Source organism: Aureisphaera galaxeae (genome assembly GCF_028561275.1).
GTDB lineage: Bacteria > Bacteroidota > Bacteroidia > Flavobacteriales > Flavobacteriaceae > Aureisphaera > Aureisphaera galaxeae.
Map to the genome: position 1 here is coordinate 241,268 of NZ_JAQQTF010000019.1, position 24,244 is coordinate 265,511.

Genomic DNA, 24,244 nt, shown 5'->3' on the forward strand with positions numbered 1-24,244 from the left:
TTCTTGATTTCCGAAAGCAATACCCAATACGATTCCCTAGGCTTTAAATTTTAGACCTATCTTTAGGCAAGTTTTTAAACCGCCAATTTATAGCTACTGCAGTGCCACTAGTATCCATAATCATCCCCAATTACAATCACGCTTCTTTTCTACAACAACGTATAGAAAGTGTGTTGGGGCAGACGTTTCGGGACTTTGAGGTGCTGCTTTTAGACGATGCCTCTACAGATAATAGTGCTGCCGTACTGAAATCTTATGAAAGCCATGAAAAAGTGACTCAGGTGTTCGTTAACGCCTCCAATTCTGGAAGTCCTTTCGGTCTATGGAAGCAAGGACTGGAAATGGCCAAGGGGTCTTTGGTGTGGATTGCCGAAAGTGATGATTGGGTGGAACCAAATTTCTTGGAACGATTGGTTCCAAAAATGGAAGACCCTAATGTGGTTGTGGGGCATTGCAAGAGTTATAATGCTACAGGAGAAAAGGAATACTTCAACCCATGGTGGGACAGTTTCGGGACTGGATTCTGGAAGGAAGACTATTGCAAGGAAGGAACGGAATTACTTCAATTTTATGGAAAGTACCGATGTCCGGTCATGAATGTTAGTTCTGCTTTGGTGCGTAAAGAAAGCATTGATCTTGCATGGTTTCCTATCCGATATCGGTATTGCGGCGACTGGTGGTTTTGGATGATGTTATTCCTAAAAGGAAAGGTGGCATTTTGTGCGGAACCCATGAATTACATTCGTGTACACAAACAATCGGCCATTAGAAGCCAAAAAAAATCCTCCCTACCGAGATTACGGGAAAATGTGGAGGTAATAAAAGACATTCATATAGGATTACAAGAGAACCTTGCTTATTCGGAGCAATACGATTGGCTCATTGACCATTGGGTAGAAGAGATGTTTCGCGAAGGAAAGTACTTTAATCCTTCCTACCATAAAACAAGGCTTCCCAAAACGTTTCGAAGTCCGTTTTATAAAGCATACAGAAAGCAATTAAAGATTAAACTAGCTAAAAAATAAACCATGATCCCAAAGAAAATCCATTACTGCTGGTTTGGGAAAGGAAAGAAACCCGAGGTGTTTCAACGCTGTTTGGAATCATGGAAAACCCACTGTCCTGATTTTGAAATTAAGGAATGGAATGAAGATAATTTTTTCAATACAAAGCACGCTTTCTACAAAAATGCGCTACGGAAAAAACGATATGCCTTTGTTTCCGATTATGTTCGAACGGTTGTCTTACTGAAAGAGGGAGGCGTGTATATGGATACCGATATGCTGTTGATAAAACCCATAAATCCATTGTTGTCCAATCGTTTTGTGATTGGGGAAGAGGTAAAAGGTCGCGTAAACTTTGCTTTTTTTGCTGCCGAACCAGAAAATCGGTGGGTACAGCAAATGAAAAATTACTATGACACCCATACCTTCAATCCGTTTTCACCTCCTGTGATCACACATACTTTTACACCCATGTTAGTATCAAAGCCTTTAGAAGAAGGCGAATTAATTTTAGACACGGACTACTTCTACGCATTGCCCTACGAATACAAGGAAGAGCCCTTCACATCGTTCATTTCGGAGAACAGTTATGGCGTGCACTTATGGGATCACTCATGGAAACCTAAAAAGAAGGAAACTACGAAACAGCTTGTTGGCAACTTGGTGACGGTCTGTAATGATTATTGGTTTCATGGATACCCGAAATGGTATTTTAGACGTTATGCCAAGGAATTTTCACGTAAGTTGTACCATAAAATCGTTGGCAAAGGGAAATGAAAGTCGTCCAAGTAACAACATCCAGCCGAGGGGGTGCGGGAATTGCAGCCTTGCGTTTGCATAAGGCATTACAGGGTATTGGAATTGCCAGTGCATTTTTGTCCCGGGATCTTTCTATCGATTTTAACGGCAATGTAGTTCAAGATTCCTTTTTCGATTATCGTAAACCATCTTTCTGGGTAAAGATTCAATGGAAGTTGAAGTTGTTAATATCGCCTTCCAAGCAGGAGCGCGTTCAGCGGGAAATTGATAAAGTAAAGGGACAGTTAACTTATGAAATGCTATCACTTCCTTTCAGTAAAAAGGAATTGGAAACCCATCCGTATCTTCAAGAGGCTGATTTGGTGAACCTTCACATGGTGACTGGTATTTTGGATTATAAACGTTTCTTTTCATTGTTTAAAAAACCAGTGGTCTGGACCCTTCACGATATGAATCCTTTTATGGGACTCTTCCACTATCAAGGCGACAAAGAAAGGAATACTATCATTCAGCAATTGGATATGGAAATGCTTCACTCGAAAAAAAAGGCTATCTCGCAATGTGTGAAGGGAGCCTTGGCAAGTCCATCCCAATGGCTTTTGGAAGAAGCTGAAGTAAGCAAGGTGTTTGACCATTTTTCAGAAAGGAAAACAATCCCCAATAGCATAGACCTGTCTGTTTTTCATCCAGAGGTGAATACCTTAAGGAAAACATTAAATATTGGGCCCGATGAAAAGGTGTTGTTGTTCGCTGCGGGAGCCTTGCATATTGATAGAAAAGGGTTTGCCTTATTGAAAGAAGCACTCTCGACCATATCCTTTCCGTTAACCTTACTTACAATGGGAAAAGGGGAGGTGGAAATCCCCAATGAAGCTGTAAAAGTCATACCTTTGGGGTTTAAATCGGAACCACAGGAAATAGTGGCTTGTTATGTCACAGCAGATGCCTGTATATTGCCTAGCAAGGAGGATAACCTTCCCAATATTATGTTGGAGGCATTGGCAACTGGGACACCGGTCGTAGGTTATGCGATTGGAGGATTGAAAGAGCATATTGAAGAAGGAAAGAATGGTGTTTTGGCTAAAGAGGTATCGGCAAAAGCATTGAAAGAGGCAATCGAAGCATTTTTTGAAATGTCCCACTCCTTTCAAAAGGAAACCATAAGAACCTATGCCGAGGTGCATTTCGATTCGAAAATACAAGCAGAAGCCTATAGGGCGCTGTATACAAAAGTATTGGAGCCATAGCTCCGAAACGAGCAACCAACTATGAAAGTAGCATTTATTACAGGAGTTACAGGTCAGGATGGAGCCTATCTCAGTGAATTTCTTCTGAAAAAAGGATACACAGTGCATGGTTTAAAAAGAAGGGCTTCCTCCTTTAATACCGATCGTATCGACCATCTGTACCAAGATCCCCATGTTTCGAACAGGAACTTCATATTGCACTATGGGGATATGACCGATAGTACGAATCTCATTCGTATCATCAATGAGATCAAACCCGATGAGATCTATAATTTGGCGGCGATGAGTCACGTAGGGGTTTCTTTTCAAATCCCGGAATACACGGCCAATGCCGACGGATTGGGCGCCTTGAGAATCTTAGAAGCTGTTCGATTTCTAGGACTGGAAGAGAAAACCAAGGTATACCAAGCATCTACTTCAGAACTATACGGAAAAGTACAGGAGATTCCACAAACGGAAAACACTCCTTTCTATCCAAGGAGTCCTTATGGTGTAGCCAAATTATACGCCTATTGGGCGACTGTTAACTATCGCGAGGCTTATGGAATTTTCGCCTGTAATGGAATCCTATTTAATCACGAATCGCCCGTTCGTGGAGAGACTTTTGTGACCAGAAAAATAACTCGGGCTACCGCTAAGATTGCCCTAGGATTGCAAGATCGACTGTACATTGGGAATTTGGATGCCCAAAGGGATTGGGGACATGCTAAGGATTATGTTCGCATGATGTGGATGATTCTTCAGGCAGATGAGCCCGAAGATTGGGTCATCGCTACGGGAAAAACCACAACGGTTCGCGATTTTGTGAAAATGGCCTTTTCCCATATCGGGGTTAGCCTACGATTTGAAGGAAGCGGGGCCGACGAAAAAGCGTATGTAGTGGAAGCCAAAGACGATCGTTTCCCATTGCCCGAAGGTAAAGTGGTATTGGAAGTAGACCCAACGTACTTCAGACCTACCGAGGTAGATATGCTAATAGGAGATGCCAGTAAAGCCAAGGAAAAATTGGGATGGGTTCCCGAATACGAGCTGGAAGATTTGGTAAAGGAAATGATGGAAAGTGATCTCGTGCTCATGCAAAAAGAACAATACCTGAAAGAAGGTGGGTTTAAAACTTCAAATTATTTCGAATAGTGCATGAATAAGGATGCCAAGATATATGTAGCAGGCCATAAGGGATTGGTAGGAAGTGCCATTGTTCGACTTTTGGAAAGGGAAGGATATCACAATTTGGTCCTGAGAACCAGCAAGGAATTGGACCTTAGGGATAGTGTTGCAGTAGCACGATTCTTTAAAGCTGAAAAGCCCGAATTTGTTTTCTTGGCCGCAGCCAAGGTAGGGGGCATTCAGGCCAACAATACCTATCGCGGAGAGTTTCTATACGATAATGTGATGATACAAAATCATGTTATCCATCAGAGTTACCTCAATGGCGTGACCAAATTACTTTTCTTGGGAAGTACTTGTATCTATCCTAAAAATGCGGAGCAGCCCATCAAGGAGAGCTACTTGTTGACGGATGTGCTGGAGTACACCAATGAACCCTATGCCATTGCCAAAATAGCTGGTATAAAGATGTGCGAAAGCTATAACCTGCAGTACGGAACGAACTATATCTCTGCCATGCCCACCAATTTGTATGGAGCCAATGATAATTTCGATTTGGAAAAGGCCCATGTGCTTCCAGCATTGTTGCGGAAGATACATTTAGGCAAGTTATTGGAAAATGATAATTGGGATGCCATTCGAAAGGATTTGGACCGACTTCCCATTCAAAAGGTCGACGGAAAATCAACTGAAGATGAAATTATAAACACCCTGAAATCATTTGGCGTTTACAAAGAAGATAAGGTGAAGGTCGAGATATGGGGTACTGGGAAACCCATGCGTGAGTTTTTATGGGTAGAAGACATGGCAGAGGCTTGTCTATTCCTAATGAATCATTATGAAGCTCCCGGTAAGCAAAGTGGGAAGGAAGTTCGCAATACCCATGTGAATATAGGAACGGGAAGCGATATGAGCATTGCCGATCTGGCAAAATTGATTAAAGAGATCGTTGGGTTCGATGGGGAATTTTATTTTAATACCAAAAAGCCTGACGGAACCTTCAGAAAGGTGACTGATGTTTCCAAAATCAACGCTATGGGATGGACCGCCAAGGTTTCTGTAAAAGATGGGATTCAAAAAATGTATAATTGGTATCTCAGTTAAACGATGAACACGCCCAAAGTTTCCATAATCACAATCAATTACAACGATGTAGAAGGACTCAAGGCTACGCTGACTTCTGTAAAGGAGCAAAGCTATTCCCATTATGAGTTTTTGGTCATCGATGGTGCTTCTAACGACGGTAGTAAGGAATACATTGAAGCTGAAGCCGAACATATTGATTATTGGATTAGTGAACCGGATACTGGGATTTACAATGCCCAGAACAAGGGAATTGTCAAAGCAACGGGAGACTATTTATTGTTCCTGAATAGTGGGGACACCTTTTATACTTCAAAAGCGTTAGAGGAGTTCGTAGGACACCCTAATTTTAAGGGTGATATCATCTATGGGGATTACAAATACGAAAAAGGAGAGAAGATTTTCGCCGATACGGTGACGCCCTATTACTTCATGAAGACCTCCTTGCCCCATCAAAGTACACTCTTTCATAAGAAAGTATTCGAACTCATGGGCAACTATGACGAAAGCTATCGTCTGTCTGCCGATCGTGCTTTTTATTTAAAATGCCTCTTGAGTGGAAAAATTAGTTTTCAGCATATCAAATATCCGTTAGCTCTCTTCGATTTAAGTGGAGTGAGCAATTCGCCAGAGCATTTGGCCAAGAAACAAGCGGAAGACGATCGGTTTCACCGAGAACTCTTTGGGGTGTATTATGAAGATATGAAAGCGTTGTACGAAGCTAATCAGGAGATTTCCCGCCTTAGAAAACTTACGCCCAAAGGGATATTGAAGCGCATTAAGCATAAACTCTTTAAATAACACTGCATGGAAACAAATCCTTTGGTAAGTGTTATTATCCCAACCTACAATAGGGAAGCCTATCTGGAACAAGCGCTGGAAAGTGTTGCTGCCCAGAACTATTCTCCTATGGAGATATTGGTAATTGATGACGGTTCCGAAAAACCCTATGCCAAGGAGTTATGCGATCGCTACGAAAATTGCACCTATCATTTTAAGGAAAATGGTGGGATTTCTTCTACGCGGAACTATGGGATCGACAATGCCTTGGGTGAATACATTGCTTTTTTGGATGACGATGATTTTTGGGCACCGAATAAGATAACACTTCAAATACATGCTTTTGAAAAGAACCCTGAAGCGATGCTGGTACATTGTGCCTGTTTGGAAGTAGACGAAAATGGAGAAGAAACCGGAAAAACATTGGGTCCCGCAGTAGGAAAAGAGCATTTACGCTCCGGTAATGTTTTCTGGAATGCCTTGGGCGTCTGGCTCATTAAATCACCAACACCCCTTATTAAAAAGGAAGCTCTAACAGCCAATCTGCGATTCGATGAAGCTATGAAAGCGGGTGAAGACCAAGATTTCTATCAGCGTTTTTTTTATCGGTATCCCATCTATTATCTCAATGAACCTTTGGCCTTTTATCGCGTGTACGAAAGTGACGCCAGATTATCGTTGAAGAAGGAATTGTACCAAGGAATTGCCTTGAGGATGTTCGAAAATTTTAAGCAAATGGGGGTCTCAAATCCATGGGTGCTACATAAAATTGCAAAGCGACTTCTTAGGTACGCTGTTTTTCAATGGAAACGTATCCATCCCGAAAAGTCTCTGAAAATCCCTAAGTTTACTGCATATTTTAGACCCTATTACTGTCTAAAAACCTATTTTAACTCCTAAGCATGCGTATAGGCAGAAATCCGGAAAAGGATAAGGAAATTCAAGGCGATGCCTACCATCGTGTCATCATTCCTGTCTATGTGCCCCATTTAGAAGAATACTTTGAAAAGGGATTGGATTTTACTCAGCTTTGCATCGATTCGTGCAATGCAACGCGCCATTCAAAAAGTTTTTTAACGGTTGTGAATAATGGCTGTTGTACGGAGGTAACCGAATACCTTCAGAAGTTGTATGAAGAAGGTAAAATAGATCAACTCATTCATTACAAAAACAATGTAGGAAAGATCGATGCCGTGATTCCCTTGGCCAAGTCAAGTCAGGAGCCTTTGGTGACAATTAGTGATGGCGATGTATTATTCACTCAGGGTTGGATGCAAGCTGTGGAAGAAGTCTATGAACATTTTCCAGAAGCTGGTATGGTCTCGCCCGTCCCTCACGGAACTATGTTTGCCAATCATACGGTGAATACCATCTATGGAGCCTTTTTCAAAGGGCAATTGCAATTTCAAAGCCTTTGCAATCCGGAAGACATGCAGCGGTTTGCCAAAAGCATCGGGAGGGAAGACAGCATGTATGCCAACGAACTTCGGTTAAAGTATCAGATGACTGTAAAACGCAAGGATTTATCAGCTGTGGTGGGTTGCGGGCATTTTGTCTCTACCCTACGTCGCGAAGTATTTCAGAAATCTCCAGATACCTTCAGTAACATGGCCTATTCCAGTAAGGCAGACAAAGACTATATAGATGTTCCCAATGATGCATCTGGGTTTTGGCGCTTAGCCACGATAGGCAATTATGCCTATCACATGGGGAATCAACCCGAACCTTGGATGTACGAATTGGCGGCCTCCCAAGCCGAAGGCAATGATGATAAAACCATTGAAGTGCCTGCTCCAAAAAGAGGAACGATGTCTTTCGGTTTTAAATCGTTTGTGGTAAAGCGTCTCTTAATGAACCGATGGATGCGTCCTACATTCTATAAATGGTTAAAGCTTCCCGAGGGACATAAGAACTATTAATTGGAAAAGACCTATTTTTAGCTACGTATTCAACCAACCCTATGCGCCGATTCATTAGAAAAGTATTGTATTATTTTTTGAATGCTCCGCAAGCCTCCGATAAAGTGAGTTTGTCCGGTTTTTCACGAGGTGTTCAAAATGTGACTTTTGAAGGCGCCAACAAAGTGCCAGATCGTTGTAATTTCTCTGGAACCATAAAGTTGGGGTATGCCACTACACTTGGATACAATAACTTCCTGCATGGTGATATTGAGATTGGTAAGTACTGTCAGTTAGGAGCTGATGTTGCCATACATACTACAAATCATCCCATTCAGTACCTATCCACTTATATTAACAAAAATCTATTCGACGGTGAACTTTCCCAATTGAAAGAAGTTAAAAAAGTGGTAATTGGCCATGACGTTTGGATTGGTCATAACGCTATTATTGTAGGCGAAGTTACCGTAGGAAATGGAGCCATTATTGCCAGTGGAAGTGTAGTTACGAAAGATGTAGCTCCGTACAGTATCGTTGGTGGTGTTCCTGCAAAGGAATTGAAAAAACGCTTTTCGGATGCTGTTATCAAAGAAATAGAAACCTTGCAGTGGTGGAATCTACCGTCGGAAGAATTGGAAAAGATAAAACCATTGTTTTTTAAGAACTTAAGCGAAGTCGAAAGCTTGTACGATTAATCCTTTCGATCTTCGATTCTTTTGTACCCCATGAAGGAAAAGAAGTCTATATTGATTACCGGTGCTCATCGGTCCGGTTCTACTTGGGCGGGCAAAATTGTGAGTGCCTCCCCCAAGGTGCGTTACGTGCACGAACCCTTTAATCCGGGGCGCACCGGCGTAAAACCACCCTTTACCACATGGTTTCAGCATCTAAGTGCACATACACAGGAAGAAGATCAATTAAGCATTCACAAATACCTCTCGTCTTTTATTAGTACGGCTTTTACGGATATAAAGACAACCGGTACTACTGGAGGTTTTAAATTGCTTCGGGAATGGCGTTCCCGGAAAACCCGTCGAACGGTATACAAAGATCCCATTGCATTACTTTCGGCACCATGGATGTACGATAATTTGGGGTGCGATGTTGTAATAGTCATTCGACATCCGGCAGCTTTTATTGCGAGTTTAAAGGTGAAAGATTGGCAATTCAATTTTGATAATTTTCGAAGACAGAACAAGCTAGTTGAGACATACATGAAGGAATATGCCACTGAAATAGAGGCGTATTGTGAAGAACCGAAAGATATCATTCGGCAAGGAATATTGCTATGGAATTGCCTGTATAATACGGTGAAGCAGTATCAGTCCCAATATCAGGGGACATGGCATTTTGTGACCCATGAAGACCTTTCAAAAGAACCCATCAAGGAATTCAAGGAAATCTTTACTTTTTTGAACCTTCCATGGTCGAAAGAAGTAACTGATGAGATTGAAAATTCTACCCAGGGAAAGCAAAAGGATGACAAGCACAAGCGCGATTCCAAAAAGAACATTCATACTTGGAAGCAGCGACTTACAGAGGACGAGATATCCAATATTAAAGAGGGAACCCGTGAGGTGTGGAAATATTTTTATTCCGAAACCGATTGGTAGGGCATTCCCAAAAAATAGTACCTTTGAGAACCTAATCAACGATAACTTTCTTTGATCACAACCATTGCAGAAATAGGACAGGCCCACGAAGGTAGTTTAGGGATGCTACATGCGTATATTGATGCAGTAGCAAAGACGGGAGCCTCCGCCATTAAATTCCAAACCCATATTGCAGAAGCTGAGAGTAGTATTCATGAACCCTTTCGGGTGAAATTTTCCGAACAGGATGCTACCCGTTTCGATTATTGGAAGCGGATGGAATTTACCCAAGAGCAATGGATAGGTATTGGGGAGCATTGCAAGGAAGTAGGGCTAACTTTTATAAGCAGTCCCTTTAGCAATACTGCGGTAGATGTGCTGGAGAAAGCTGGGGTTGAGGTTTATAAAATAGGGAGTGGCGAAGTGACCAACTTTCTGTTGCTTGAGAAAGTGGCTGAAACGGGCAAACCTATTATTATTTCGAGCGGGATGAGCTCCTTTGATGAATTGGATGGTGCCATTGCATTTTTGAATGAACGCAAGGCCCATTTTTCCATTTTGCAATGTACGACCAGTTATCCTACCCAACCAGAGCAGTTTGGGCTAAACGTAATTGCCCAGATGAAGGCAAGATATGATGTCCCCATTGGCTTTTCCGATCATTCGGGAACCGTAGCAGCAGGAGTGGCTGCAGCTGCCTTGGGAGCCGAGATTTTGGAGTTTCATGTGGTTTTCAGCAAAGATATGTTCGGTCCAGATGTAAGTTCTTCGCTCACTATTGAAGAAACCAAGGAGTTGGTAGAAAGTGCGAATGCCATCGCTACTGCTTTACAACATCCCATAAATAAGACCGATAATAGTACGTTTACGGATTTGAAACGTATTTTCGAAAAGTCCTTGGCTGTAAACAAAGCATTACCCAAAGGACATATATTGACCTTTCATGACCTTGAAGCCAAAAAACCGAAAGGCTATGGCTTGGATGCTTCCCGATTTCAGGAAGTCATTGGGAAAGCGTTGGCAAGACCACTTGATCAATGGGATTTTTTAAATGAAGCCGATATTGAATAAATGAGTGAAACGAGAAAAATATGCGCCGTTATTACCGCAAGACCTTCGTACAGTAGGGTAAAGACGGTCTTACAGGCGATCAAAGAGCATCCTAAGCTTGAATTACAATTGGTTGTTGCCGGTTCTGCTTTGCTGGACCGTTACGGGAATGCAGTCAACTTTATTGAAAAGGATGGATTTACCATTCATGAAAAGGTGTTCATGGTACTCGAAGGTGAAAATAAAACAGCCATGGCCAAAACTACAGGATTGGGCGTTATGGAACTGTCTAACGTGTTTTATAACCTGCAACCGGATGCAGTATTGACCATTGCCGATCGATTCGAAACCATTGCTACTTCCATTGCTGCAGCCTATCAAAATATTCCCTTAATTCATTTACAAGGAGGTGAGGTTACTGGAAACATAGACGAAAAAGTACGACATGCCAATACCAAATTGGCCGATATCCATTTTGTGACTTCCGAAGATGCTAAAAATCGTGTTATTAAGATGGGCGAAGATGAGCGCTATGTGTTCAATACCGGTTGTCCCTCTATTGATTTGGCGGCCGAGGTACAAAACCGTCCTGGACTGGATTTTGACCCCTTCGGAAAATATGGTGGGGTAGGAGCTACCTTTCCTTTAGACGATGGTTATATCGTGGTGATGCAACATCCCGTTACTACAGAATACCATCAGGCAAAGGAAGACGTAATTAAAACATTAGAGGTCATCGACGAAATTGGCGTACCAACGTTTTGGTTCTGGCCCAATGTAGATGCGGGAGCCGACGGTACCTCTAACGGAATTCGTTCCTATCGGGAAAAGCACAATCCCAAGAACATCCGATTCTTTAAGAATATGGAACCCAATGATTTCCTTCGGCTATTGGTCAATGGGAAATGTCTCATCGGAAACAGCAGTGTCGGGATACGAGAATGTTCCTTTTTGGGAGTACCCGTAGTAAATATTGGGACGCGTCAGAACCGTCGACTGCGAGGGGAGAATGTGCTGGATGTTAGCTACGATAAAAAGGAGATTTACGATGCGATTACCCTTCAGCTAAAGGACCCAAAAAATACCCGTAGTACGATTTATGGCGAAGGGGATAGCGGTAAGAAAATCGCAGACATTCTTTCAGATATAGAACTCCGTTTTCATAAAACGATCAGTTACTAATGAAAATCCTAGGACTCATACCTGCCCGTGCGGGAAGCAAGGGGATTCCTCATAAAAACAAAAAAAAACTGGGAGGCAAGCCTCTTCTTCAATATACCATAGAAGCTGCTTTGGGGGCTTCTTCGTTGGCATCGGTGGTTTTCTCTTCAGAAGATGACGAGCTCATGGAACTGGCAGAACGCATGGGAGCCAAGGTTCCCTTCAAACGTCCAGATCATTTGGCGACAGATGCGGCAGGCTCGCTAGAAGTGGTTCAACATGCTTTGCAAAGCTTGGAAGATGATTATGATGCTGTTTGTTTATTGCAAGTAACGACACCGTTTCGTACTTCCGAAGACATTGACAATGCTATTGAAAGATTTAAAGCACTGGGGACCGATAGTTTGGTTTCCGTTCAAGAAGTACCCCATCAATACAATCCACATTGGGTTTTCGAAGAAAAAGAAGGGGTGCTACATATCGCCACGGGAGAGCAACAGATCATTAAGAGGCGCCAGGAATTGCCCAAGGCATATATTCGTGATGGAGCTATTTACATTACCAAGACCGAGGTTTTGTTGAAGGAACATTCCTTTTTCGGAGCGCGTATGGGGGCTATTGAATTGGATTCCAAAAGACATGTGAATATAGATACCCTAGAAGACTGGAAAAAAGCCGAAGCCCTTTTAAGAGAGCTATAAACCCTAATTGTTAGAAGATAAAACGATGAACTTTTTAAAAAGAAATTTTTACAGATACTTCGATTTCATCTTTCTCTTCGTATTTAGCGTCCTTTTATTTACCTACCTCCTCAAATATGTTGCTACCGATATTCAGGCACATTTACTATTTGTGGAAAGGATAAACGCAGGAATTACTGCTTACCCTGCCAATTTTCTATTCTATGTACTTATAAACGTATTATCTGGGTTTAGTAGCAATGCGCTTTTTACCTATCCCGCAGTCGTTTTGCTGCTCTCTTTGGCAGTGGTTTTTAAATATGGTATTTCTAAGAAGATCCTGAAGTCCTTCGTGAAGGTGAACAATGTAAGTTCGCTTGGGTTGAAAATTACACTCATCACCTTAGCGTTATTTTTCTGTTTCGCCATTCCCGAACCGGTTTCGTTTGTATTCCTTAAAAAGATGTACTTGGGTAAAATTGTACCTCATGTATGGCATAATTCTACTTCCATCCTGTTATTCCCCTTTGCCATTCTACTCTTTTGGAAACAATTGGAACTATTTTCTTCAGAGAAACCATTAACATTCAAAAAGATGGCCGTTGTTGTTCTTTTGGTGTTAATTAATATAGCTATTAAGCCCTCTTTCCTTTTTTGCTATCTACCTGTAACTTTCCTCTTTCTGGTATGGGAATTTAAAGGGAAAAACATAAAATGGTTGACTGTAAGACTGCTTCCTCTTTTTGTGGGAGGAGCGCTGATTTTGCTTCAATATTATTTAATTTACCAATTGGGTCAGGGATCCATTCAAGGTGGGGAAAGTGGTGTCGCATTAAGCGCTCCTTTCAAGACGTACAGCTTTTTTATCCCCTACTGGCTTATACCTTTTTCTTTTATCCTATCATTTGCCTTACCCATAGGTGCCATTGTTCTGTATCGGGAGATTTTGAAGTTTAAACCCTTCCTTTATGCATTGATGCTGATGATTATGGGATTGTTGATTTCCGGTTTCATCATGGAAACGGGACCAAGGGCAGCACATGGTAATTTTACGTGGCAGAACATTATTTGTTGCTATTTAGTATTCTTAAGCATCGTTGCTTTTTTTACCCCCAAGTTCCTTTCCGATTTTTCTTGGAAAAGAAAGGAATTGATCATCTTAGGATTGTTCCTTGTCCACGTTTTTTCTGGAGTGCTGTATGTTTTTAAACTAATTTTATTGAACAGTTATACGTAAAAGTATTCTTATATTGACCTCGTTTTTGAGATACTCCTAACCATTCAATTTTGAAGAATCCTACTGAAAAAATAAGCGTTGTTGTTCCCATTTATAGAAATGAGGCCACCTTAGTGGATTTGGTGGAAAGACTGCAACAGGTGTTTGTACAATTGGGGGTAGATGGTGAAATACTTTTGGTAAACGACTCCAGTCCGGACGATTCGTGGACGGTTATAAAAAAAATGGCCAACGATAAGGATGGAGTGGTAGGGCTCAATTTGAGTCGAAATTTCGGCCAGCATTATGCAATTTCGGCGGGCTTGGCAAATGCCACCGGAGATTGGGTTGTAGTTATGGATGCCGACCTTCAAGATGTTCCCGAAGAAATTGAAAAACTACATGCAAAGGCACAGGAAGGATTCGAAATTGTATTGGCACAAAGAAGCGAGCGAAAGGACGGATGGTTCAAAAAACTATTGTCTTCGTGGTTCTATGGCATACTTTCCTATTTATCTGGCACGCCCTATGATGGAAGTGTGGCCAACTTCGGTATTTATAACAAAAAGGTAATCGATACTATCGTAGACCTACCCGAAAAGAATCGGTTTTTTCCCTCTATGATCAAATGGGTAGGGTATACAAGTACCTCTATTCCCGTTCGGCATAGTGGTAGGGAAGAAGGGAGTTCTTCCTATAATTTCAGAAGACGTATGAATCTTGCGTTGGATATTATTCTTTCTTATTCCGATAAACCTTTACGACTGGCCATAAAATTGGGAATTCTATTTGTTGGGATGTCATCCATTTTTGCCATCATCATTCTAATAAAGTGGCTCAACGGAAGTATTGAAGTAATGGGATACACCTCACTTATTTTAAGTGTTTGGTTCCTGTCGGGCATTATCATTTTGGTGTTGGGTGTCTCTGGCCTTTACATTGGAAAGATATTCGAAAATGTGAAGGACCGCCCCACCTACATCATTAAAGAAAAGGTATGAGTATACAACGCCTCGATTGGGACTCGAATTTTTTTGAATTCGAAGTCGGGAGATGGGAAGGATGCAATGCAGCCTCTGTCGAAGGCACGAATATAAACTCCTTTCGGTTGTTGTATCAAATATCCGATGAACCCTGTATGATCACACTGGTTAACTTTACCGAAGGTCATGCCGAAGTAAAAATGAACTTCAAAAAAGACCTTCACAGACATACCATTCCCTTCGAAGATATTCATGACGCAAAGAGCCTTGATTTGGATCGAAATGCATTGTACGAACTAGCGTATGAGAGCGGTAAATACAGCCGGTTTAAGCTAGATCCCAAAATGAAGAATGCACATTTTGAAGCCTTGTATCGACTATGGATAGACAATTCCATCGATGCCGATTTTTCGGACGGGTTTTTAGTGAAAATAATAGAAGAGATGCCCGCAGGAATGGTTACCTATCGATCTTCCCTAGACGTAGCAACCATTGGCTTAATTGCTGTATCACCTCAGTTTCAAGGAAGGGGAATAGGAAGGGAACTATTGGCCGCTGCCGAAAATCACGCGATGGATGCGGGAATGAAATCCATGGTGATCCCAACACAAAAAAGTAACGAAATCGCGTGCAAATTCTATGAAAAAAGTGGATATTCACTCGCGGAAGCAAAACACATAAAACATCTTTGGCGTGATTCCTTTTAATAAACCCTATATTTCTGGAAACGAGTTACTCTATATACGAGATGCCATTGCTAAAGGAAAGATCTCAGGAAATGGATACTACACCAAAAAATGTCAGTCGTATTTCGAGGATAGGTTTGGATTTCACAAAGTACTACTAACGACCAGTTGCACCGATGCCTTAGAGATGGCTGCCTTGTTGTTGGACATACAAGAAGGGGATGAGGTCATCGTTCCTTCGTACACTTTTGTTTCTACGGCCAATGCTTTTGTGCTACGGGGAGCGAAGATCGTCTTTGCCGATTCGCGGGAGGATCATCCCGGAATTGATGAAAAGGCCATCGAATCCCTAATCACTCCAAAGACCAAAGCCATTGTAGTGGTTCACTATGCGGGTGTTGCTTGCGATATGGATACCATCATGGATCTGGCCAACAAACACGGTCTTTTTGTGGTTGAAGATGCTGCTCAAGCCGTTCAGAGTTTTTACAAAGGAAAACCCTTGGGAAGTATTGGGCACCTGTCGGCTTTTTCATTTCACGAAACCAAAAATATTCAATGTGGGGAAGGAGGGATGTTGGTCATTAACGACGAGCAGTTTGCGGCCCGAGCGGAGATTATTTGGGAAAAGGGGACCAATAGGAGCGCCTTTTTTAGAGGCGAGATAGATAAATACGGTTGGGTCGATGTGGGATCTTCTTTTTTACCCAGTGAGCTTAATGCAGCCTATCTGTATGCGCAGTTGGAGGAGATGGAAGACATTCAGGAGAAAAGAGCACAGATTTGCCAAGAATACAAAGAAGCACTTTCCGGTTGGGCGGAAGGCCTTGGAATCCAAATTCCCTTTATTCCGGAATTTGCTACTCAAAACGGACACATGTTTTACCTACTGTGTAAAGATGTGGCTCAAAGATCATCTATAATAGCTCATTTAAAGTCCAAAGATATTCTTTCTGTGTTCCATTATCTCAGTTTGCATAAGAGTGATTTCTTTCGGGAAAAACACCATGGTCCAGAACTGCCCCAAAGTGATCGCTACACCAATACGTTATTGCGATTGCCGCTATTTTATGAGTTGGATCCTAAAGCAGTAATTTCAGCCTTACTAGCATATGATAGCTAAAATAATATCTTATGTATTTAGGGCTGCGGTTGCAGCCTACACCTTGCTTTCTGGCTATTACTTTTTGCGTAAACCTGGAGGTGGGGGCGATGAGGCACTTTTCATGTCCGATCTAGCACTCATTGCCTCTCAAGGATGGTGGGCGGCCATAGAAAAGGGGATTTCCATTCCCTATATGATACTGTCGTATCCTCTCTCAACCTTTTTAGAACCGCATATCGCCTTACGTACGGTCAATGTACTATTATTTGGCGGTTTGCTCTTTTACTTTTACAAGCGACTTAGCATTAGCAACTTAAATTTTTACGGCTTAGTACTTTTTTTCTTTAGCACGGTAGGATATTTCATGGCAGGAACCAATGATACCTTGTTTGTTGTTTCCCTTATTATTTTTATGGTAGAGACCTATGTATTGCTTAAGGAGGAAAATAGAACCTCTTTGCTATGGTGGGGTGTTGCATTGGTTATGGCATTGCTCACGAGAAAAGTCATCTTTATCTATTTACCTGTTGTACTACTGTCCATTCTATTCCTTTGGAAGTACAAGAAAGGACGTGTAAAAACCTTATTGATTCCTGCCCTAGTTTTGGCACTTGGATTGGGATTGAACGCACCTTCTTTAAAGGCAGGAAAAGGACTTTCCTACGATCAGAAATTGCCTCCCGAAGGGATCACAGCTACTTGGCCACAACGGCAGTATTTGGCGCAGTTGATGGTAAACGAAGGCGCCCTGCCCAACTATAATCACCCCAATTGGAAACAAACCGATGCTTATTTGAACAAGCATGGGAAAGAGGCCTTGCCAAGTACTATTTTGGAAGGTATGTTACACGATCCTATGCTCACGGTTAAAGAATTTTTCAAGGATTTTATATACAGTGTCACCTATGGTTCTAGGCAGTTGGGACTCATATTACCTACACTTTTGGTCCTATCACTATTGGGCTTATATCGAATACGCAAGTTTTCCAAAGATGATTACATTCCGTGGTCACTATTGTTGATGCTATGTGTGTTTTCCCTGATTATTATTTCTTTTGTTGAATTACGCTGGTTGGCGCCTATTTTTATAGTTTCTATTTTCTATTTTTACAGGCTTTCAGAGACCCCAAAAATTCCCAAAGCATTGGTGTTGGCCAACTATGCCTTTATGGTATTATTGAGTGGGTATGGAATGTACGGTTTGATAGGTAAATTATAATGCAGATCCCCAAACACATACTTGTTTTTACACCCGACGGAACGGGCATCAAGAATTATCTGTATTCCGATGTATTTAAAAATTCGGAAGCCAAAATCAGTCTCTTTCATAATTTTGACGACGATACCCTTTCCCAGATTTCCTCAAATATAGAAGTGCACGGTTCACACGAAATTCCGTCTTACGGAGAATCTGTGAAGGAAAAGTTTTTGCGGGAGCTTATCCATGCGGTTCGCATTCGGGAAAATGCCAAACGGGAAAAGAATCCTACTATTTTTGCTTTTCGAAAGAAAAAGCACAAAGGTTGGAAATTGAAACTGTTCTTTGCTTTGATAGACCTCCGTGCAAAGTTCGTAGGAGGGGAACGCAGCCTTCAGAAATTGGAGGCCAAATACGAGAAAGCCCTCACTCAAAATCCATTCTACCATAAAATAACGAAGCTCCTTGGCGAAATTAAACCGGATACCGTCTTCTGTACCCATCAGCGTGCCCTTAAAGCGCCTACCGTATTCAAAGCGGCTCGGGATATGGGAATAAAAACAGTAACCGTGATATACTCTTGGGACAACATTCCCAAAGCCCGACTGGCCTTACGTTCGGACAGTTATTTGTTGTGGTCCGACTATATGAAGGAGGAAATGATGCGGTTTTATCCGGAGATTCCATCCGAGCGGTTGATCGTTACCGGAACCCCCCAATTCGAATTCTATAAAGATGAAACCAATATTATTCCTAAGGATGAATTTTACCGGCGCTACGGATTGGACCCTTCCAAAAAGATCATTTGTTTTTCCGGGGATGATGTAAAAACATCACCTTATGATCCTTATTACCTAAGGGATTTGGCTAAAGGCATTACCGAAGCAGGTATGACAGATCAATGTCAGATAGTATTTAGACGTTGTCCGGTAGATGTATCGGGTAGATACGATTGGGTGTTGAAAGAATATCCAGATTTGATCATAGACATGCCACCATTGTGGAATTTCAATAGTGCGATTTGGACCGCTATATATCCTCAATACGAAGATGTAAAACTCTTGGCGAGTTTGGCCTATTATGGGGATGTAGTGCTCAATGTGGGATCTACTATGGCCTTCGATTTCGGAATGTTCCAAAAACCCTGTATTTACATCAATTATGACCATACAATCGATCCCAATTGGTCGGTAGAAACCATTTATAACTATCAGCATTTCAGAAGTATGCCGGATAAAAAAGCGGTATATTGGTGGAATGAGCGGGAAGCTATTGGTTCGATTGTTCAACAAGCATTGAACGAACCTGAAACGAAGATACAGACCTGGTTCGAGATCGTGGTAAATCATGCCGAAAGGGCATCCAAAAACGTAAAAAAAGCACTTCTATAATGCATATCCTTTTTCTTTCTGGCGAATACCCTTTATGGACTTCGGGAGGTGTGGGGACCTTTATCCAGACCTTGGGAAGGGCTTTGGTAAAGGCAGGTCATTCGGTCACCGTTTTGGGTCAGGGAAAGGAAAAAGAAGAAGTGTATTTGGAAGATGAGGGTGTAAAGATTTATCGATTGCCAAAGAATACGGGCAAACTCCCCAACTTTGTGTTTAATGCAATGCAGCTCAACAGAAAGCTGAAAACCCTTCAGAAACAACAACCTATTTCCATTATAGAATCTGCCGAAGGAGGCTTGGCATTTCTTTCCAAAAAACATCCTGCCAAGAAGGTCATCCGTCTGCATGGCGGACATCATTTCTTCGCGGAAGCAGAAAAGCGGGCTATTAATTGGAGAAAAGGCAAGTTGGAAAAATTGTCGTTTGCAAAAGCCAATGGGTTCATAGCCATTTCCAATTATGTGAAAAATCATACGGAGAAGTATTTATCATACCGAAATAAGCCTGTAACCATCATTAATTTGCCTGTTGGAGTGCCTTCCCAGCAACAAGAATGCCATGTGAATCCCGACCGTATTTTGTTTGCTGGCACCATTTGCGAAAAGAAAGGAGTGAAGGAGCTTATTGAAGCGTTTCAACTAGTAAAGGCAAAATACCCAGAAAAGCAGTTGGATCTCTTTGGAAGGGAATGGTTTTATCCCGATGGAACTACTTTTGAAGCAGAACTTAGAAATAAATTTCCGAAGGAGTATTTCGAAAATGTCCACTTTCATGGTGCTATTCCTAGAGCGGAATTGGACCAAAAATATGCCGAAGCTGCGTTTTGTGTATTTCCATCGCATATGGAAACCCAAGGACTGGTTTCGGTAGAGGCTATGGCATTGGCAAAACCCGTAATATTCTCTCAATACGGCCCCGGACCTGAAACTATAGAACATGGTGAAAACGGATTGCTTTGCGATGTATACAATCCGAAAGACATTGCCGACAATATAATATGGTGCATTGAACATTCTGAAGAGGCTAAAACATTGGGTGAAAAGGGACGTACGGTGGTAGCCGAAAAGTACGATCCCTCGTCTATCTTACAGCAGAATCTCGATTTTTATCAATCCCTATTGGATACGAACTAATATGACAACGAAGCAAACGGTTTTCTTGGCATTTTCCATAGGCGATTCCTCCGTTTCGGCCTTGTTTTCATTATTGGCGAAGCAGTTATCCCAAAAGTTTCATGTAGTCATATTTTCAGATAAGAGAAGGGAATTTGCATACCCATCGGATGCTATTGAAGTGTTTTATTGGCCATCTCCAAGACCAACCCGTGTAAAGGACTTCCGGTTTCTTCTTCAAAAAATTAAAACCTACCAACCACAATTAATGTTATCCGTTTTCGGTGCCAATAATGTCTTTGCGGTTTGTGGTAGTTGGAAAGGAGTACCACACAGGATCATGACCCACAGAACCATTTCGAGTCATTTTAAGACTACCGCCTTCAAGAAATGGAGAAAACGTTGGGTATTTGGAAAAGCGACTGAAATCATTGCCAATTCTCAAGCAACGAAACTCGATTTGATAGCCTCCTTTGGTGTTTCAGATCACAAGATTGAAGTGGTCCCTAATGGTGTTCCCGATCCGAGCATTGATAATGAAAGGGATGAACACCTTATTGCCTATGTGGGTCGATTATCTGAAAAGAAAGGAGTTGACGTATTATTAAAGGCTCTAAAGCTCGTGATACAAGAAAGACCGGAAATGAAACTACACCTCATGGGAGGAAGTAAAGAAGATGTGGAGAAATATCAGCGCATTGCTACAGAACTTGGATTGAAAGAGTCCACTGTTTTCCATGGTTCCCAACCTAAAGAAAAAGTACTAGAATTATTTTCTAGGGCACAATTTGCCGTGGTTCCCTCCTTATCTGAAGGATTCGGTTTCGTGGTTATTGAAGCATTTTCCACCAAAACCCCTGTAATTGGATCTAAAACTGGAGGCATTAAGGAGATTGTACGTGAAGGAAAGGACGGTTTACTGGTTCCTCCTGGGAATGCTGAAGCATTGGGGCAGACCATGTTGAAATTCTTAAATATAGAAAATGCCACCTCCCAGTTTGGAAGACAAGCCTATCAACGTTTTTTAGATCGTTTCGAGATTCAACATGTGGTTCATACATTTGCCGAACACCTCACCCATAAAATTAACGCTTAGCTATGAACCGAATCTATTGGGTGCGCTTTATCTGCGCTTTTTTTCCGCCTATCATGACACAGACCATTAGGGATCGGTTAATGAGTGTTCGTGAAGCTGAAAAAATGGCTTTACCTTTCAGAAGGCGCGCTTTTACCGGGAGTTATTTTCAAGGGAATACGAGCGACTTTCATGCGTTCAAATTCTTAATCCATGGGTATTTCGATTGGCGCAATGTGGTATTAGCCAAAAAGATCATTCGTTTCAAAAAAGGAGATTTGGTCGAAGTAGGGGCCAATATAGGAACAGAAACCATAGGTTTGGCAGATTTGGACCCTAACCGAGCCGTATATGCATTCGAACCCTTGCCCAGTAATTTTGAAAGCCTTCAACAGATCAAAGAACACAATGGACTGGGAAACCTACGGCTATTCAATACCTTGGTTTCAAAAGAGAGGGGAGAGGCCTTCTTCAAAATTCCCGCCCAAAATAGTTCAGGTTCTGGACATATTACAAGCGATACCAATAAGGAAACCCAACGCTTCGAGGTGGTTACCTTAGATGATACCCTAGAAGATGCCAAGGACGTAGCTGCCGTTATTGCCGATGTGGAGGGTTATGAACCCCAAGTGTTAGCGGGTGCTGAAACGATATTGAAAAAATACAATCCCTTTTTAATACTTGAAGTGAATGAACGTTTTCTTCGAGAAAGGGGGCAAACAAGTGTGGAAGAATTTTATACCTATCTTGAAGATCGAGGATACCATTGTTATTATATAGAGCGAATGGGATTGAAGAAAGTGAATGCTCCCCACTTTGAAACAAAAACGAACAAAAATTGGCTTTGTATACCTACTGAATTTCACAAAAAGAAATCCAAACTTTCCAGAGCCATTAGACACAATGCATTGAATCCTTTTATACGATATTTCGTTATCTAAAACTTCTAGGATATGAAATTGGCCATTATAACCCATGTTCCGCACATACCGCAGGGTGATACCTATGCAGGGTATGGACCCTATGTGCGGGAAATGAATCTTTGGGCCAAATATGCGGACTCTCTGGAGATTGCTGCACCTATAGCGAAGGGATCACCAGACAATATTCACTTGCCTTATGATCACACTAATGTAAGGGTGTTCCATGTGCCTTCCATGGCTTTTACTTCATTGGGAAAGGGAATCATGACTTTACTGAATCTTCCCGTTATTCTGTTTCAGTTATGGCGGGTTATGAGAAGGGCCGATCATATTCATTTGCGTTGTCCAGGTACTTTGGGACTCATGGGATGTTTTGTGCAAATACTCTTCCCAAGGAAACCGAAAACCGCCAAATATGCTGGAAATTGGGATCCCAATGCGAAACAACCTTTCAGTTATCGGCTTCAGAAAAAATTACTTTCCAATACCTTCCTTACGCGCAATATGAAGGTGTTGGTATATGGTGAATGGCCCAACCAGACCAAGAACATTGTTCCTTTTTTTACAGCTACTTATCGAGAATCTAAAATTGAAGTAGGCACGAAAAGACACTTTGTATCCTCATTCAAGTTTATGTTTGTGGGAACGCTTTCCCCAGGAAAACAACCAGAATACGCAGTGCAATTGATCAAGGACTTGCACGAAAAAGGAATTCCATGTCAATTGGATTTCTACGGTGATGGTGTGGAGGCGGAGAACGTAAGAAGCATAGTAGAAAAGCTTCAATTGGATGAAATTGTTACCTTACATGGAAATCAAACATCTGAAACAGTGGAGATTGCCTATAAAACATCCGATTTTATGGTGTTGCCTTCCCGGTCCGAAGGATGGCCCAAAGTGGTAGCAGAAGCCATGTTTTGGGGATGTATTCCTATTGCAAGCCAAGTTTCCTGTGTCCCTTGGATGTTAGGGTTTGGAGAACGGGGTGTTTTACTGGAGCCAGATCATAGTGAGAACGTAAAACAGCTTGGGGAACTTTTAGGGGATAGCGATCGTATGTTGCAGATGTCAGAAACTGGTCAACAATGGTCGCATGCGTACACCTTAGACCGGTTTGAAGGGGAAATAAAATCACTACTTCAATGAAGGTATTACAGCTCATAGATTCTTTAGAAGCCGGCGGAGCCGAGAGAGTTGCCGTGAGCTTGGCGAATGCCCTTTCCAGAGAGATAGACAAGTCGTATCTGTGTGCCACCCGTAAAGAGGGATTATTAAAAAGTTCCCTCCACGAAGATGTAGGATATCTTTTTTTGAGTCGAAAACGCACTGTGGACCCTAGCGCAGTACTGCGACTTCGATCGTTTATTAAGCGAAATGGAATCGATGTAGTCCATGCGCATTCGACTTCTTTCTTTTTGGCTACCCAACTAAAAATGGTGTATCCCAAATTCCGATTGGTCTGGCATACGCACTATGGGAATCGGGTTACCACAACTCGTGAACAAAATAAACCGTTGTACTATAGTTCGCGTTATTTTGAAAGCATCGTGGCTGTTAACGAACCCCTACGGGATTGGTGTTTAAAAACACTAAAGACACAAAATGTACATTACTTGCCAAATTTCGTTCCGGCAGAAAAAGTTGTGCAGGGCCCTATTTCGGAAAGGGAAAAACAGGTGATTTGTGTGGCTAATTTGAAAGAACCGAAGAATCACATGAACCTGCTAAAGGCTTTTAAAAAAGTGCATGTCCAATTTCCAGATTGGAAGTTACTATTGGTGGGAAAGGATTTTGAAGATGAATATTCGACAGAATTGAACAATTATCTGGATGCAAATGACCTCAATCCAGCAGTTCAGAAATTAGGACAACGGGATGATGTAGCTACTTTATTGTCTACAGCGGCCATTGGAGTGCTCTCTTCAGATCATGAAGGATTGCCCATGGCACTTCTGGAGTATGGAGCTGCCGGACTGGCTGTTATTACTACGAATGTTGGGCAGTGCGCTGAGGTCCTGAACGGAAATGGACGAGTGGTTTTTACTAATGATTCCGATACCTTGGCAACGGCCCTAATTGCGTATATTTCGGACGAAAATATGAGGAAAACAAAAGCGGAATCATTTCGCCAGCATATTTCCGAAAACTACACAACAAAAGCAGTCATTCCTAAGTTGTTAGCTATGTATTAATC

24 protein-coding genes are annotated in these 24,244 nt (G+C 41.9%); all 24 read left to right on the top strand.

Annotation, left to right across the window (positions count from 1 at the left end; genetic code table 11):
* The first annotated feature begins 101 nt into the window (after window positions 1–101).
* From POV27_RS19680 to POV27_RS19795, 24 genes are read left to right on the top strand one after another with little or no spacing between them, the layout of a single operon-like run.
* The gene (locus tag POV27_RS19680) at window positions 102–1,025 is read left to right on the top strand and encodes a glycosyltransferase family 2 protein (protein ID WP_272864511.1); all 924 of its coding nucleotides are present in this window, start codon (window positions 102–104) and stop codon (window positions 1,023–1,025) included.
* 3 nt (window positions 1,026–1,028) lie between these two features.
* Complete coding sequence (locus tag POV27_RS19685) at window positions 1,029–1,781, top strand: glycosyltransferase family 32 protein (protein ID WP_272864512.1); 753 nt, start codon at window positions 1,029–1,031, stop codon at window positions 1,779–1,781.
* Window positions 1,778–3,010 (top strand): glycosyltransferase, encoded by a 1,233-nt coding sequence (locus POV27_RS19690; RefSeq protein ID WP_272864513.1) that lies wholly within the window; start codon window positions 1,778–1,780, stop codon window positions 3,008–3,010. The genes POV27_RS19685 and POV27_RS19690 overlap by 4 nt, the downstream gene beginning before the upstream one ends.
* 21 nt (window positions 3,011–3,031) lie before the next feature.
* A complete protein-coding gene (gene gmd, locus POV27_RS19695) occupies window positions 3,032–4,144 on the top strand; it encodes a GDP-mannose 4,6-dehydratase (protein WP_272864514.1) in 1,113 nt (370 codons plus the stop codon).
* A 3-nt stretch (window positions 4,145–4,147) separates the two neighbouring features.
* Window positions 4,148–5,221, top strand: a complete 1,074-nt coding sequence (locus POV27_RS19700; RefSeq protein ID WP_272864515.1) for a GDP-L-fucose synthase family protein — start codon at window positions 4,148–4,150, stop codon at window positions 5,219–5,221.
* Between the two features lie 3 nt (window positions 5,222–5,224).
* Window positions 5,225–6,001: a glycosyltransferase family 2 protein gene (locus POV27_RS19705; protein WP_272864516.1), complete on the top strand. Its 777-nt coding sequence runs from the start codon at window positions 5,225–5,227 to the stop codon at window positions 5,999–6,001.
* 6 nt (window positions 6,002–6,007) lie between these two features.
* Window positions 6,008–6,880 carry a glycosyltransferase family 2 protein gene (locus POV27_RS19710; RefSeq protein WP_272864517.1) on the top strand — a complete coding sequence of 291 codons (873 nt, stop codon included), beginning with the start codon at window positions 6,008–6,010 and terminating at the stop codon, window positions 6,878–6,880.
* 2 nt (window positions 6,881–6,882) lie between these two features.
* Entirely contained in the window at window positions 6,883–7,899 is a 1,017-nt protein-coding gene (locus tag POV27_RS19715) for a glycosyltransferase family 2 protein (RefSeq protein ID WP_272864518.1), read from the top strand.
* Between the two features lie 41 nt (window positions 7,900–7,940).
* A complete protein-coding gene (locus POV27_RS19720; RefSeq protein WP_272864519.1) occupies window positions 7,941–8,573 on the top strand; it encodes a CatB-related O-acetyltransferase in 633 nt (210 codons plus the stop codon).
* Between the two features lie 30 nt (window positions 8,574–8,603).
* The gene (locus POV27_RS19725; protein WP_272864520.1) at window positions 8,604–9,491 is read left to right on the top strand and encodes a sulfotransferase domain-containing protein; all 888 of its coding nucleotides are present in this window, start codon (window positions 8,604–8,606) and stop codon (window positions 9,489–9,491) included.
* 54 nt (window positions 9,492–9,545) lie between these two features.
* A complete protein-coding gene (locus POV27_RS19730; protein WP_272864636.1) occupies window positions 9,546–10,541 on the top strand; it encodes an N-acetylneuraminate synthase family protein in 996 nt (331 codons plus the stop codon).
* Window positions 10,542–11,702, top strand: coding sequence for a UDP-N-acetylglucosamine 2-epimerase (neuC, locus tag POV27_RS19735; RefSeq protein ID WP_272864521.1), 1,161 nt, complete (start codon window positions 10,542–10,544; stop codon window positions 11,700–11,702).
* A complete protein-coding gene (locus POV27_RS19740) occupies window positions 11,702–12,382 on the top strand; it encodes an acylneuraminate cytidylyltransferase family protein (RefSeq protein WP_272864522.1) in 681 nt (226 codons plus the stop codon). Before neuC ends, POV27_RS19740 begins: the two co-directional genes overlap by 1 nt.
* Before the next feature lie 25 nt (window positions 12,383–12,407).
* Window positions 12,408–13,598 carry a hypothetical protein gene (locus POV27_RS19745; protein ID WP_272864523.1) on the top strand — a complete coding sequence of 397 codons (1,191 nt, stop codon included), beginning with the start codon at window positions 12,408–12,410 and terminating at the stop codon, window positions 13,596–13,598.
* Between the two features lie 50 nt (window positions 13,599–13,648).
* Window positions 13,649–14,578, top strand: a complete 930-nt coding sequence (locus POV27_RS19750) for a glycosyltransferase family 2 protein (protein WP_272864524.1) — start codon at window positions 13,649–13,651, stop codon at window positions 14,576–14,578.
* Window positions 14,575–15,267, top strand: a complete 693-nt coding sequence (locus tag POV27_RS19755; RefSeq protein ID WP_272864525.1) for a GNAT family N-acetyltransferase — start codon at window positions 14,575–14,577, stop codon at window positions 15,265–15,267. The genes POV27_RS19750 and POV27_RS19755 overlap by 4 nt, the downstream gene beginning before the upstream one ends.
* Window positions 15,254–16,369: a dTDP-4-amino-4,6-dideoxygalactose transaminase gene (rffA, locus tag POV27_RS19760; protein ID WP_272864526.1), complete on the top strand. Its 1,116-nt coding sequence runs from the start codon at window positions 15,254–15,256 to the stop codon at window positions 16,367–16,369. Before POV27_RS19755 ends, rffA begins: the two co-directional genes overlap by 14 nt.
* Window positions 16,359–17,570 (top strand): hypothetical protein, encoded by a 1,212-nt coding sequence (locus tag POV27_RS19765; RefSeq protein ID WP_272864527.1) that lies wholly within the window; start codon window positions 16,359–16,361, stop codon window positions 17,568–17,570. Before rffA ends, POV27_RS19765 begins: the two co-directional genes overlap by 11 nt.
* Window positions 17,570–18,940, top strand: coding sequence for a glycosyltransferase family protein (locus tag POV27_RS19770; RefSeq protein ID WP_272864528.1), 1,371 nt, complete (start codon window positions 17,570–17,572; stop codon window positions 18,938–18,940). Before POV27_RS19765 ends, POV27_RS19770 begins: the two co-directional genes overlap by 1 nt.
* The gene (locus POV27_RS19775) at window positions 18,940–20,073 is read left to right on the top strand and encodes a glycosyltransferase family 4 protein (RefSeq protein WP_272864529.1); all 1,134 of its coding nucleotides are present in this window, start codon (window positions 18,940–18,942) and stop codon (window positions 20,071–20,073) included. The genes POV27_RS19770 and POV27_RS19775 overlap by 1 nt, the downstream gene beginning before the upstream one ends.
* Before the next feature lies 1 nt (window position 20,074).
* A complete protein-coding gene (locus tag POV27_RS19780; RefSeq protein WP_272864530.1) occupies window positions 20,075–21,148 on the top strand; it encodes a glycosyltransferase family 4 protein in 1,074 nt (357 codons plus the stop codon).
* 2 nt (window positions 21,149–21,150) lie between these two features.
* Complete coding sequence (locus POV27_RS19785; RefSeq protein WP_272864531.1) at window positions 21,151–22,068, top strand: FkbM family methyltransferase; 918 nt, start codon at window positions 21,151–21,153, stop codon at window positions 22,066–22,068.
* A 12-nt stretch (window positions 22,069–22,080) separates the two neighbouring features.
* Window positions 22,081–23,196 (top strand): glycosyltransferase family 4 protein, encoded by a 1,116-nt coding sequence (locus POV27_RS19790; RefSeq protein WP_272864532.1) that lies wholly within the window; start codon window positions 22,081–22,083, stop codon window positions 23,194–23,196.
* Entirely contained in the window at window positions 23,193–24,242 is a 1,050-nt protein-coding gene (locus POV27_RS19795; protein ID WP_272864533.1) for a glycosyltransferase, read from the top strand. Before POV27_RS19790 ends, POV27_RS19795 begins: the two co-directional genes overlap by 4 nt.
* Window positions 24,243–24,244: the final 2 nt, after the last annotated feature.